The organism is Marinoscillum furvescens DSM 4134 (genome assembly GCF_003386095.1).
Lineage (GTDB): Bacteria > Bacteroidota > Bacteroidia > Cytophagales > Cyclobacteriaceae > Marinoscillum > Marinoscillum furvescens.
Map to the genome: position 1 here is coordinate 410,276 of NZ_QREG01000001.1, position 12,757 is coordinate 423,032.

The 12,757-nt window shown below is 43.4% G+C and carries 11 protein-coding genes; 2 read left to right on the forward strand and 9 right to left on the reverse strand.

What is annotated here, in order from left to right:
- Window positions 1-17: 17 nt before the first annotated feature.
- The 9 genes from dapF to C7460_RS01920 form a co-directional block, all read right to left on the reverse strand.
- Entirely contained in the window at window positions 18-812 is a 795-nt protein-coding gene (gene dapF / locus C7460_RS01880; RefSeq protein ID WP_115866357.1) for a diaminopimelate epimerase, read from the reverse strand.
- 164 nt (window positions 813-976) lie between these two features.
- Window positions 977-1,330, reverse strand: coding sequence for a 50S ribosomal protein L19 (rplS, locus tag C7460_RS01885; protein WP_115866358.1), 354 nt, complete (start codon window positions 1,328-1,330; stop codon window positions 977-979).
- A 151-nt stretch (window positions 1,331-1,481) separates the two neighbouring features.
- On the reverse strand, window positions 1,482-2,099 hold the full coding sequence (locus C7460_RS01890; RefSeq protein ID WP_115866359.1) for a response regulator transcription factor: 618 nt from the start codon (window positions 2,097-2,099) through the stop codon (window positions 1,482-1,484).
- Entirely contained in the window at window positions 2,096-2,893 is a 798-nt protein-coding gene (locus C7460_RS01895; RefSeq protein WP_115866360.1) for a sensor histidine kinase, read from the reverse strand. The genes C7460_RS01890 and C7460_RS01895 overlap by 4 nt, the downstream gene beginning before the upstream one ends.
- A complete protein-coding gene (locus C7460_RS01900) occupies window positions 2,869-3,498 on the reverse strand; it encodes a hypothetical protein (RefSeq protein ID WP_115866361.1) in 630 nt (209 codons plus the stop codon). The genes C7460_RS01895 and C7460_RS01900 overlap by 25 nt, the downstream gene beginning before the upstream one ends.
- Window positions 3,498-4,127: a hypothetical protein gene (locus C7460_RS01905; protein WP_147302821.1), complete on the reverse strand. Its 630-nt coding sequence runs from the start codon at window positions 4,125-4,127 to the stop codon at window positions 3,498-3,500. Before C7460_RS01905 ends, C7460_RS01900 begins: the two co-directional genes overlap by 1 nt.
- Window positions 4,128-4,322: 195 nt before the next feature.
- Window positions 4,323-5,495, reverse strand: a complete 1,173-nt coding sequence (locus tag C7460_RS01910) for an N-acetylglucosamine-6-phosphate deacetylase (protein ID WP_115866363.1) — start codon at window positions 5,493-5,495, stop codon at window positions 4,323-4,325.
- A 7-nt stretch (window positions 5,496-5,502) separates the two neighbouring features.
- On the reverse strand, window positions 5,503-6,963 hold the full coding sequence (locus C7460_RS01915) for a sodium:solute symporter family protein (protein ID WP_115866364.1): 1,461 nt from the start codon (window positions 6,961-6,963) through the stop codon (window positions 5,503-5,505).
- A gap of 41 nt (window positions 6,964-7,004) precedes the next feature.
- Window positions 7,005-8,039 carry a LacI family DNA-binding transcriptional regulator gene (locus tag C7460_RS01920; protein WP_185148284.1) on the reverse strand — a complete coding sequence of 345 codons (1,035 nt, stop codon included), beginning with the start codon at window positions 8,037-8,039 and terminating at the stop codon, window positions 7,005-7,007.
- 225 nt (window positions 8,040-8,264) lie between these two features.
- On the opposite strand from C7460_RS01920, the gene C7460_RS01925 reads away from it, so the two are divergent.
- Both C7460_RS01925 and C7460_RS01930 read left to right on the forward strand, forming a co-directional pair.
- Window positions 8,265-11,360, forward strand: coding sequence for a SusC/RagA family TonB-linked outer membrane protein (locus C7460_RS01925; RefSeq protein WP_115866366.1), 3,096 nt, complete (start codon window positions 8,265-8,267; stop codon window positions 11,358-11,360).
- A 12-nt stretch (window positions 11,361-11,372) separates the two neighbouring features.
- Window positions 11,373-12,749, forward strand: a complete 1,377-nt coding sequence (locus tag C7460_RS01930; RefSeq protein WP_115866367.1) for a RagB/SusD family nutrient uptake outer membrane protein — start codon at window positions 11,373-11,375, stop codon at window positions 12,747-12,749.
- Window positions 12,750-12,757 lie beyond the last annotated feature (8 nt).

Consider the following 12,757-nt stretch of genomic DNA (forward strand, 5'->3'; position numbering starts at 1 on the left):
CTAAATTGGGTCTAAAGTTAAGATGGAATTTCGTTTTGAACAGGCACTTCCACGATGCCTTCAAAGACTTTTTTGGCTGGGCCTGCGAGGTAGATATTTTCGAAGTGCTGCTCGCCTTTTTTCTCAAAAGAAACCGACAGCTGCCCACCTTTGGTTTCAACGCTTACAGGACTTTCATAGTTTAGAAAACTAGCAGCTAGTGCACAAGCCGTTACTCCCGTTCCGCAGGATAGTGTTTCGCCCTCTACACCACGCTCATAGGTGCGGACACTGATCTGGCTTTCCTGCTGCTGCAAGAAATTCACATTAGTGCCTCCCGGGCTGTATTTTTCGTCATAGCGAATAGCTGAACCTTCACTTACAATCTCTACTGCAGCCACATCTTCTACCAATTGTACATGGTGAGGTGAGCCTGTATCTATAAAAAAATCATTTCCCTGGTGCTCCACAGTATTTACATCATGAAGGTGGAAATGAACAATTTCTCCCTGGATGAAGGCATCGTGCACACCATCAGTAGTTTCAAAAACCGTTTTATCCCCTATCATGCCCAGCGCTTTGGCAAAAGCTATCGCACATCGGCTGCCGTTTCCACAAAGACTTTTACTACCATCGGGGTTGTAATAAATCATACGAAAATCGTGCTCCGGATGCTCCTGAATCAGGATGACACCATCGGCACCAACTCCCATCTTACGATCGCACAAAAAGCCGATTACTTCGCTATTGTCCTCAGGAAATGTTCTCTGTCGATCATCGATCATCACAAAGTCATTGCCTGTACCCTGATATTTATGAAATGAGATTTGCATGGTTGATTGGTTGGTCAAAAACCGTACTCAGCTAAAAAGAGCAGCAAATTAAGTGATATTTCTGCCAAATAGACAGTGAGCAGCCCAAATGTCACCTGACAAAAACAGAAAAAGCCAACTTCGTTGCTGAAGTTGGCTTAGAGCATATCTTTTGTAAACCTCTCTTAGAGTTTTTCTTTGATACGAGCAGCTTTTCCTTTTCGTCCTCTCAGGTAGAATAGTCTCGCTCTTCTTACGCGACCTCTTCTTACCAAATCGATCTTTTCGATATTAGGCGAAAGGATAGGAAAGATTCTTTCCACTGCAATACCACTTGATATTTTTCTTACTGTGAAAGTTTCACCATTAGATCCCTGGTTTCTTACCTGAAGTACAGTACCCTGGAACTGCTGAACTCTTTCTTTATTACCTTCTTTAATCTTGTAGTGTACGTTGATAGTATCTCCGGCACCAAAAGCAGGCAACTTCTCTTTTACTGCTTTACTTTCCGCCTCTACAAATTTTATTAATTCGCTCATGTCTTTACTCGGTCTGGAGTGTTTTCTCAAAAAGGAGTGCAAATATAGGGAAATTTTTCACAAGAATAAATGGAGTCCATTAATTTTTAAACGGACAACATCCTGCGCCAACAAATCCCTCCAAAATACAGTTGACAAGTTAGCTCAATTCCTACAAAAGATCGTTTTTCAGGCAGTATTGCACGGCTTGCGAGCTATTGTGAACATTGAGCTTTTTCAGGATATTTTTACGATGGGTCTTAATGGTGTGGTCAGACAAAAACAATTTGCCCGCAATCTCCGAACTGGTAAGTCCCTCAGCCATCAAACGTATGACCTCTAGCTCTCGCTCACTGAGCTTATACTGAGCCACTTCTTCTTCATCTGAATTAAATGCAGCAATACGATCATAATACTGCCCTCCGCCCATCACTCGGAGCACTGCATCAATCAGCTCTTTTCCCGTATTGTTTTTGAGCAGGCACCCATCGATGCCTATCTTGAGGATTTCATCTACGAACGATCGCTGCGCATACATGGTGAGCACAATGATCTTCACGTCCGGATGTTCTTTTTTGAGATGTCTTGCACAAGTAATCCCATCCATCACCGGCATGTTGATGTCCAGCACTACGATATCCACGTGATTTCCTCTCACAAACCGGAGCACTTCTTCTCCGTTCATCACTGTGCCTACCACCGTGATCTCTTCATCGGCGCCCAACACCTCTTTGAGTCCTTCCATCACGATAGCGTGATCATCTGCTAGTAGTATCTTGATATTTCTCATGCCAGTGGTATTTCTATGATCGTGGTGGTTCCCTTATTTTTTTGGCTGTCCAGCGTGATGGTCCCGCCCAGACGCTCTACTCTCGACTCAAGGTTTCTCAGCCCCATGCCTTTAGGCGTTTGCCCATTTTGCTGAAATCCTATGCCATTGTCTTCAAATATAAGACTCAAATTGTCCTTAATCTGGTTTAGATCAATATTGATTTTGGAAGCCTGCGCATGCTTCAAGGTATTATTGATAAGCTCTTGCAGGATGCGGTAAATGTTGAGACTCACCTCACTGTCCAGCTTGTCTTCAATCTGAATATGACTAGAAACCGACAGAGTATGCGACTCTCCTACAGCATCTACCAGCTCTTGCACGGCCGTAGCCAGTCCAAAATGTTTCAATACGCCCGAATCCAGGCTATGGGAAATCTTTCGGGTTGCTTCATTGGCCACCTGTGCCACTTCGCTGATCTTTTGAGCCAGCTTTTTTAGGTCATCGGGATTGGTCTTTTTCTGGAGCGTATCAGCGAACATATTCAGCGTAACCAATATGCTACCCAGGTTATCGTGCAGCTCTTCTGCTATGCGCTTATGCGCTTTTTCTTGTCCTGCCAGCATGGCATAGGCCGACTTGAGTTCCTGCTTTTTGAGTAGGTCTTCGATTTTCTGATACTCCAACTTACGCTTGATCAGCTTCCGCTGGTAGAGGTATATAAAAATGGCAATGGCTGCTGTGAGCAGCAGCATCCCACTGGTACCGAGTATAAGTACCAACTCGGCATTTAAGCTACTGCTCTGGCTTTCCATAGTCCGATTGCAAATAAGATGTTTTTGAGGATATTGGCGATATTGTGAAAGGCCCAGGAATACTCAATAACGATTTCTTCCTGAGAGAGTATATCCTCGCTTAGAATAAATGTAAATAAGGCTCCTGAAAAATATGTCAGCAGACCGATTACATACCAAAAACCACTAAAACTCTCAATAAAAATGTCTGTCTCATTCTGATAATAGAACTTAAGAGTTAAAAAACATATGAGTATTGAAATTAACGCTGTTACCGCAAGGAATGAACCATGATAGTCGTTAAAACCGCTCACAGCATTAATAAAAATAAATAATATGGCCAAAATGCTGTATAAGACAATGTAAAACCGATTGGCCACAATTTCGCTAATAATCACTCCTACAAATATCAACTCAACAATTGAATAAGCATTTATAATTAAATAGTTATGACCGAAATGAATTGCCATCACTAATGACGAAATATCAGAAACAAATGATACTATAACTAATAGCCAAATAATTTTCGAAACAGTGGGCAATTCACTTCTCACAAATCGTTTAATCCCAATCAATATTGCTGGTAATGGAGATAAATTTGATCCATAAATCAGCAGATACAACATTATGGACAAAGGTTAGGACAGGGATTCGATGAATTCAAAGAGCCTGAACTCGAGGCTGAAGCTGTAGTAGTACTCGAGGATGGTAAATCAAAATATTGAATCATATCATCTCTAAACACAGACAACCCCGACTTAGTCACTGGTGTCAAAAAAACATCCACATATGGGAAATCTGTACCACTTATTTCAATTGAATCCATCCCCATATGAATTCGAATTCCTGTTATAGGATCACTCATTCGTCCTAAACTCTGATTCATTTTATTTATATCCTTGAGAAGCTCCTGAATTTCTGCTAACCCAAAAGAGTACGAACTCGATAGAATAACACCTTCACTGTTTAGACACGATTTAATTCTTCTGCGGAAATCTAAAAAAGCTGCAGTATCATTTTTAACCTCATCAAGTTCTATCCTAGAACCTAAGTTGATATTCACACGCCTATCGTCAAGAGCTTTCTCCGCCAGAGCAAAAGACTCTTGCATTTTCTTTGTTGGCTTTGGAATCAATGTCATGCTTTCAAGTGAGTCAATTTTAGCTTGCAGTCGCTTCAGCTTTGAGCTTTCACTCATTTCACACCCCATCAAACTAGACACGATGCAGACTAGTAATACAAAATTTTTCATCATTCAATAATTTAAGGTTAGGTATAGATTTAACTACACTGAAAATACGAGTATTTATCAGCTTATCAAAGATGAAAGCAAACGGAGGGATTGTAAATACCTATTTAGAGGTAAAATCCGTGAAGTCTGATGAAATGGGCAAGTACGCCACATTTTAGCTCGCTTAGCATTTGAGCCCAAAAGCGCGGCAGTGAACGATTATCTTAGTGGTTCTTTGTAGGAGATGGATTGGCCAGCTATGTACGTCTTGCGGACGGTGATTAGGTTTACTTCCTGTACGAATTGCACAAGATTGGCAGGTTGTCCGATATGGAATGATGTTTCCGGTTTTCCCGAAAGTAGACTAAGAGGCATTGTAGATGCTTTCTTCCATGTGTCAGCCGGAGGCAATAGTTTTTTGCTAATGACATGATTGACACACCATAGTAATGACTGAGCCGAACCGGCCAGCAATTCTGGTTGACTGGCAAGGTGCAGGCGGCCTTCTCGGGTTAAGACCACCTCACCTCCAATGTGCGTTTTGTGCTTCCCAGCCATCAATCCCGCAAATTGGGTGCAGTCGCTCACTAGTACGGAGTTGTCCGGTTTCGCTCTGAAAAGCACTTTTAGGAATGAGTCTGGTAGATGAAAGCCGTCAGCAATCGCAGAAGCCCACAGCTGATCCTGAGCTAGCTGCTCCCAAATGTAATTGGGGTGTCTGGGTAGCATCAGATGGGCAGCATTACCAAGATGAGTAGACATGCGAGCTCCTGCCTTTACGGCAGTGTCTATTTGGGCTGGTGTGGCTGATGTATGTCCAATAGACACTATCACATCATTTTCAACGCATTTCGTGATAAAAGCCGGTGCACTGTCCCACTCCGGTGATAGGGTGATGATTTTGATTTTACCTTCAGCTTTTTCCTGCCATTTAAGAAAAAGCTCCCAATCTGGCGCACACACATGAGCCAGGTCATGAGCTCCTCTGGCTCCATCGTCTTTAGAGATAAATGGCCCCTCCAGGTGAATGCCCCCGACAGCCTGATCGATCAAAGAGTTTGACTGACATGCTTGAGAAATGTTTGAAAGGAGGTCTCCGGTGGCTTGTGGAGAATTGGTGATTACTGTAGGAAAAAAAGAGGTTACCCCCTCTGCAGCTAAAAGTCTCACGGTTTTTTCGAAATCTAAAGTCGTGATAGGAAAGGTGTTGAAATCTACGCCACCGTATCCATTGACCTGAAGATCTACAAGTCCCGGTGCGATAAAAGGTAAATCATCTTGAGCTTGAGTAAGCGGGTTTACACTTTGGATGACACCTTTTACAATTTCAATTTTTATAGGGTTTCCTGTTTCAAGATCCTTGCCGGTGATGTACTCTGGAGCTGCTGGCATTGTGTTGTTAACTTGGAGTTGTTGATTCTTTTGTTGTGAGAGAGTTGTCCTTTCCGCTAATAAATCCAATCACAGTATAGAGAACGAGTGATGCGAGCATTGGAGTCGCAACCTGTAGCGCCAGGTTGGTGACGGTGAAAAGCTTGGTAGCAATAAAGGCAGCAAGTCCTCCTGCAATGGAAATGAGCGCTGCATTGCTTCCACTTTTGCGAAATGGTGGTAGTAGTCCCAATATCATAGGAATGGCAATTGGCCCCAGCAATGCGGCAAACCAAGAAATGATCAACCCAAACACTCCTCCGAAATGGCTGGCATTGAGGGCTACAAGTATGGTGAGGGCGGTGAAAGTGAAGGTGGTTACGCGTGCTAGAATTAGAGATTTTTTCGAGTCAAATTTTCTGACGGAAGGAAAAATCACAGGAAGAATATCTCTGGTTATCACTGCTGACACGGTGTTGGAGTCGGATGATGTCATGGAAAGGGTATTGGCAAACATTGATGCCAAGACAAGTCCGATAAGTCCGGCAGGTAAAAATTCCATAGCCATTTTACCATAAGATACTGTAGGGTCTTCAAGATCTGTGAAAAATACCGGAGCGGCAAACATCGGGAATAGCAGGATCAGTGGCCAGAAGAAGTAAAGTGCAGAAGATAGAATTCCGGCTTTCCGAGCTTCTTTTTTGTTAGTGGAAGAGATGAACCTCGTGGACAGATTCCAGGTGCCTCCACTATAGCTGAAGAAATTGATCAGCAGCATGCTGAGTGCAAAAGCTGGCGTGTACGGATCACTAAAAAGCTGTGAGTTAGATTCTGGAAGCCTGTCCCATACAGAAAACACACCACCAATGCCATCATCCAGCTTGATCAGTATCATAATGAACATAGTCAACCCGGCGAGAAGCTGTATGACAAACTGTGCAAAATCGTTCCATACGTCTGCCCAGAGCCCGCCGATTATAATGTACAGTAGAGAGACCCCTCCGGTTAATAAAATCCCAAAGGTGAGAGAGCTCCCGGTGAAAGTATTGAGTAACACTGCAATAGCCGCTAGTTTGGCTCCCACATCAAATACTTTGGTAAGAGATCCACTCCAGGCGATGATTTGTTGCACTGGTAAATTATAGCGTTGCAGTAGATATTCTGTCGGCGACTGTATATTGGCTTCTATCCGCAGGTTTGCCCATCGTGGAGCGACCCAAATGGCGGCAAGTAATGTTGCCAGCCCAACTCCACAAGCCCACCAAACATAGAGCGAAAATCCGTGTGTGTAAGCAATGCCTGCATAAGCCACGAATACTGCTCCACTGTATCCTGAAACGTGATGCGATATACCCGAAAGCCACCATGGCAATTTGCCGCCGGCGGTGAAGAAATCTGCCGAATCTTTTACTTTCCAGTACGCGAAAAGACCGATCCCGAAAATAATTGCAAAATAAAGGATCAGTATGATCCAGTCTATTACCTGCATATTCTTAGTTTTTTTAAGCTTCCCGACTCACGTAGGAGTCGTTATTTATTGCTGGCTTTGCGAATGGATGATTCGCGTACGATCAGCTCCGTATTGAGTGTTATTATTTCTGACCCTATGTAGTTTTCCTCGTCTTCAATCTGGCGCGTCAGCAACCTAGCTGCGGCTTCACCCATCTGAAATGCACGGTCATTGACAGTGGTGAGGTTGGGTTCTATGATCCCTGAGATAGGATAGTTACTAAACCCGACAATAGCCACATCCTTTGGTATATTGATGCCCGCTTTTCTAAACACCTGGATCACACTCACTGCCGTGTAGTCATTGGCGCAGAACACACCATCTGGGCGGCTCTCCATTTCCAGATATTTATTTGCACAAATCACACCTTCTTCATAGCTCAGGTTGTTAGTGGGCAAGATCAGGTCTGGGTCAATTTTCAGATGATGCTTTTTTAAAGCCGCAGTATATCCTTTTAGACGTTCTTTGAAAATATCCGTGTTTTGACTTCCGGCGATGTGAGCTATTCGTTTGCAGTTGTTCTTGATCAAGTGCTCTGTAGCTGTGAAGGCCGACTCAAAGTCATTCACAATAATTTTATTGGCATCTAGTGAAGACGGTACGCGATCATAAAAAACGAGTGGCATGCCCAGCTTTTTAAACCTTTTGAAATGTTCGTAATCCTGTGTTTCTATAGAGAGACATACAATGATGCCTTCCACCATTCTGTTTTGTAGGATTTTGGTTATCTCCTTTTCTCTGACGAAAGAATCTTTAGATTGAAAAATGGTGACATTATAACCAGTCTTATAAGCAAACTCTTCAATACCACTAATTACCCTTGAGTGGAAGTGAACGTCGATCCTTGGGACTATTATGCCAATAGATTTTGTTTTTTTCTTCCGAAAACTTGCTGCGATCGAATTAGGGGTGAATCCCACTTCTTCCGCTTTTTCACGGACTCTTTTTTTGGTCTCTTCACCTATAGAGTGGTGGTCTGCCAGCGCTCGAGAAATCGTGGAAGGCGATAAGTTTAATTTTTTTGCTAAGTCTTTAAGGGTGATTCTTGAGCTCATTGATAAACAAACGTTTGTGTAAATATAATGCAATAAAATTTTATTTGAGCGAGTTTTATTGCAATAAATAGCTCCTTTAGCCATATATATAGTCTAACATAAGGATGTTTAATGTTTTTGCTGCGCATCTTTTTACACAAACGTTTGCGTTAATGTTCCCTAAATTTTATATTTGGATTACAGACATTCCACCATGCTGTCATTGTACATCAACTTGTAAAATTTATGGAGAGAAAAAAACAAGAAGGCACCCTCAGGAGTGGCAAGCTCGGGAAGTTTCCGACTTTGCTGCTTTTGATGATTCTGGGGTTGCTAACCCTGCACGGAAATGCACAGAGCCTTTCTGTTTCAGGAACGATCACTGACGGTGATAGTGGTGAGCCCTTGGTTGGGGTTACGGTCATTTTAAAAGGTACGTTCCGAGGGGTTACCTCGGATATCGATGGGCGCTACAGTATAGAGGTAGATGGTCCTTCTGACACACTAACATTTTCTTATATAGGCTATGCGCCTCAGGATGTGTTAGTAGGTAATCAGACAGAATTGGATGTTTCTATGAAGTCTGCTGTAAATGAGCTGAATGAGCTTGTGGTAGTGGGTTATGGTGAGCAGAAAAAGAAAAACCTTACCGGGTCGGTAGTCTCTGTGGGTGGTGAAGCCATCGCTCAGACGAACATTCAGGATCCTATCTCGGTGCTGCAGGGTAGAGCAGCTGGTGTTCAGGTTGTTTCCAATTCTGGTGCTCCCGGTGGTGGTATGTCTATTCAGGTGAGAGGTAGTTCTTCACTCAATGCAGGAAATGGTCCTTTATATGTAGTGGATGGTGTGCCGATAGAGTCGAGTACAATGTCGTCACTCAATGGTACAGAAAACTTTGGGCTGAATCCTCTGGCAGATATAAACCCAAAAGATATTGCTTCAATAGAAGTACTTAAGGATGCTGCATCCACTGCAATTTATGGATCGCGAGCAGCCAATGGTGTGGTTATGATCACTACAAAGAGAGGGCAGGAAGGAAAAGCTCAGCTCAACGTTGAATTCAGCACAGGAGTAAGCGAGGTAACCAGAACACTCGATGTTCTCAATGCCAGCCAATACCGACAAGTGATTTTGGATGCATATGCAAACATGGCCAACCCTGTAGAGCCTACCTGGGCGCTGATCGATTCCCTAAGCCCGAGAAATAATGGAGATGTAGACTGGCAAAACGAAGTATACCATAAGGCTAGACAGCACCAAATAGATGTTTCTGTTCGTGGTGGTTCAAAAAACATGAAGTATGCATGGAGTTCTTCTTACCTGGATCAGGATGGTATCATTCTCAACTCCAACTATAAAAGAATCACTTCTCGTTTGAATGTTGATTTTAATATGTCCGAGCATGTAAGAGCGGGCCAAAGCATCTCTTTTACTCATGGGATCAACAACAGAATCAATGCTGCAGGGTCAGGAAACCTGAGTGTGGTACGGGAGCTTTTGATTCGTCCTCCGACATATTCTATGTATTTGCCGGATGGCTCACTCAATGGGTATCAGTTTGGGAAACGAAACCCTGTCGGTCTGGCAGAACTGGCTACACACCTCAATACCAGCAATCGTATCATTGGCAATCAATACCTCGAGTTTGATATTGTCGAAGATTTGAAATTTAGAAGTAATCTAAACCTGGATGTGATCACGATGGACGAAGATGAGTTCGTTCCGTCAACACTGGATTATAGAGAAGGATACAACACCGGATCGGTAAGAGCAACTAACAATATAACATGGGGTAATGAGAACTATTTCAGTTTTCAGAAAACGTTTGGTGGAAGTCACAATCTTGGGGCTATCGCTGGTATGAGTTTCCAGAAATGGAGCTACAGAAGAACCGGACTAGATGGTATGTATTTCTCTAGTGATAAGATACGAACGCTCAATGGAGCTGGTACCATTTCCAATCAGGAAGTCAATGTTGCCTCTGCACATTCTATGCTGTCTTATTTCGGACGGGTTTCTTACGATTATAAAGGGAAATACCTTTTTGAAGCAAATATGAGAGCTGATGGATCGTCCAGATTTGGTAAAGATCAGCGATTCGGATACTTCCCTTCTGCTTCCGTTGGGTGGAGATTTTCGGAAGAAGCAGTCTTCAGTGGGCTGTCATTTTTGGATGATGCCAAGCTGAGATTCAGCGCAGGACAGACCGGAAATGAAGCCATCGGAAACTACACTTCTCAGGGAGAATTTGTAGTAGGCACAAACTATCTGGACTACTCAGGGGCTGCTCCATCTGTGATGCCAAACTCTGGCCTTACATGGGAAACTACCACACAGTACGATGCAGGATTGGATCTGTCTCTACTTAGAAACAGAGTCATTTTAAATGCAGACGTGTACTTGAAAGTAACTGACGACCTGCTTTACAATGTGCCGATCCCTCGCACAACTGGATTTTCATACATCACCCAAAACATCGGAAGTATTGAGAATAAAGGGGTTGAGTTTTTCGTGAGCACCAAGAACCTTGTGAATGAGTTTAAGTGGAACACTAGTTTCAACATTAGTACCAACAAAAACAAGGTGAAAGATCTGCCAGACGAATTGTTGACTAATGGTTATATCCAAAATGGATCTTTCCACATTCTACAGGAAGGCATGCCTATTGGAACATTTTATGGATGGAAATTCGAAGGGGTTTACTCAAGGGATGAAGACAATGTAAATGGTGTAACTAACGGTGCTTTAGGTCCGGTCTATCAGGGCGGTGACCCAATCTGGGACGACCTGAACGGAGATCATATCATTGATGAAGATGACAGACAGGTTATTGGCAATGCTCAGGCAGACTTTTTCGGAGGTATAACCAATGACTTCTCATATAAGAATTTCACTTTAAGTGTATTCTTCCAGTTCACCTATGGCAATGAAATCTACAGCGAGATCAATCACCAGAGAAACTCGGTGGTTCGCTACAACAACCTCTCTACAGCTGCGCTCAACAGATGGCGTGAGCAGGGAGACGTTACAGATTTCCCGAGACCGGTTTTTGACGATCCATTACAGTCAGATAGCAGGGTGCAAAGCCGCTGGATAGAAGACGGCTCTTACATCAAACTTAAAAATGTGAACCTTAGCTACAGCGTGCCTTCAGTTTTGATTAACCGTGTTGGGCTAAGCACAATGACCGCATATGTCAATGCTACTAACTTGGTGACATGGACGAAATATACAGGTTATGATCCAGATGTAAACTCGCACAGTGGTTTGAGAATGGGTATAGACGAAGGCTCTTATCCACAGAGTCGTACGGTGATTGTAGGGTTAAAATTCGGATTTTAAACAGTGAGAATCATGAAGAAATTAATACAAATCTATCTTGGAGTCCTCACGTTGACCATGGTGTCCTGTGAGATTTTGGACGAAGAACCTGTGAGTAGTTTCTCTGCGCAGGGTTTTTATCAAACGGCAAGCGATGCTCAGGCCGGAGTATATGGAATATACGATGGGCTACAGTCTACGCTTTCCAGAAACTTCGCTTTTTGGGGAGAGGGCAGAGGCGATGCGGTTAATACCAGTCACTCTGGAGACCCGCTGGCCTTGATGCAAAACAACTTGAACACCACCTTGAATTCTGCAAGCTGGAATACGCTATATGAGACCATCAGTAGAGCAAACTATGCGATCAAGTACGTGCCGCAAGTATTCAATGGTGAAAGTGAAAATGGACAGCAGTTGCTTGGGCAGGCCAGAGCACTCCGTGCGTTGTGTTACTTCTATGCGGTGAGAGTATGGGGAGATGTGCCTTTGGTTACAGAGCCGTACGAAAGTATAGATCAGGATATCTTCATCGAGAAGACAGATCGTGAGCTTGTGCTCGATCAGGTAGTGGAAGATTTATTGTTTGCTTCTGAAAACTGTCGTGCAACCTTTGGAGGAGAGCGTGATCGCATCTTGTTTACTCAGGGTGGAGCAGACGCTTTGCTTACCCATGTGTACATGTGGAGACACGAATATGCGCTGGCTATCGAAACGGCCGATCGAGTATTGAATAACTCACTTTACTCGCTAGTAACGATCAGTGAATGGTCCAGTATTTTCACTACAGGTTTGAGTCGCGAAACCATTTTCGAAATAGGTTACAATGAGACTCAGACAAACTTCCTGAGAGTGCTTTATGCTTTGGGCTCGGATAGTGACTACTTCCCAAGCGAAGACTTTATGGACTCATTTGAGGAGGGAGACGAGCGTCAGACACTCATTTACGATGTGACACTAGAACAGCCAAGACAAATCTGGAAGTTTTTCGGTAAAGGTTTTAGCGACGAAAGTGCCGATCCTTCTCAAAACAATATCGTGCTATTGAGACTGGCAGATATCATGTTGCTAAAAGCTGAAGCACATGCAAATCTGATAGAAACGGATGCCAGTAATGTGGACGAGGCATTGAGTCTGCTCAATACCATCAGAACTCGTGCTGGTCTGGATGAGTTGACACAAAGCGATGCAGAGACCCTCTACGGAGATATCGAATCTGCTATACTTCACGAACGATCTATCGAGCTTTCATACGAAGGACACAGATGGTTTGACCTTGTAAGAAACAACAAGGCGGTAGAAGTGATGGGGCCATTAAATGGTCTAAGTGATGAGCTCAACCTGGTTTGGCCAATACATCAGGATGCGATCAATAGAAACCCTAATCTATTGCAGAATGACTTCTACAGATAGGATTCCAT

Bases quoted from the DNA above. Each gene is read 5' to 3' on its own strand.
- dapF (WP_115866357.1), bottom strand. From the start codon at position 812: ATGCAAATCTCATTTCATAAATATCAGGGTACAGGCAATGACTTTGTG.
- rplS (WP_115866358.1), bottom strand. From the start codon at position 1,330: ATGAGCGAATTAATAAAATTTGTAGAGGCGGAAAGTAAAGCAGTAAAA.
- C7460_RS01890 (WP_115866359.1), bottom strand. From the start codon at position 2,099: ATGAGAAATATCAAGATACTACTAGCAGATGATCACGCTATCGTGATG.
- C7460_RS01895 (WP_115866360.1), bottom strand. From the start codon at position 2,893: ATGGAAAGCCAGAGCAGTAGCTTAAATGCCGAGTTGGTACTTATACTC.
- C7460_RS01900 (WP_115866361.1), bottom strand. From the start codon at position 3,498: ATGTTGTATCTGCTGATTTATGGATCAAATTTATCTCCATTACCAGCA.
- C7460_RS01905 (WP_147302821.1), bottom strand. From the start codon at position 4,127: ATGATGAAAAATTTTGTATTACTAGTCTGCATCGTGTCTAGTTTGATG.
- C7460_RS01910 (WP_115866363.1), bottom strand. From the start codon at position 5,495: ATGCCAGCAGCTCCAGAGTACATCACCGGCAAGGATCTTGAAACAGGA.
- C7460_RS01915 (WP_115866364.1), bottom strand. From the start codon at position 6,963: ATGCAGGTAATAGACTGGATCATACTGATCCTTTATTTTGCAATTATT.
- C7460_RS01920 (WP_185148284.1), bottom strand. From the start codon at position 8,039: ATGAGCTCAAGAATCACCCTTAAAGACTTAGCAAAAAAATTAAACTTA.
- C7460_RS01925 (WP_115866366.1), top strand. From the start codon at position 8,265: ATGGAGAGAAAAAAACAAGAAGGCACCCTCAGGAGTGGCAAGCTCGGG.
- C7460_RS01930 (WP_115866367.1), top strand. From the start codon at position 11,373: ATGAAGAAATTAATACAAATCTATCTTGGAGTCCTCACGTTGACCATG.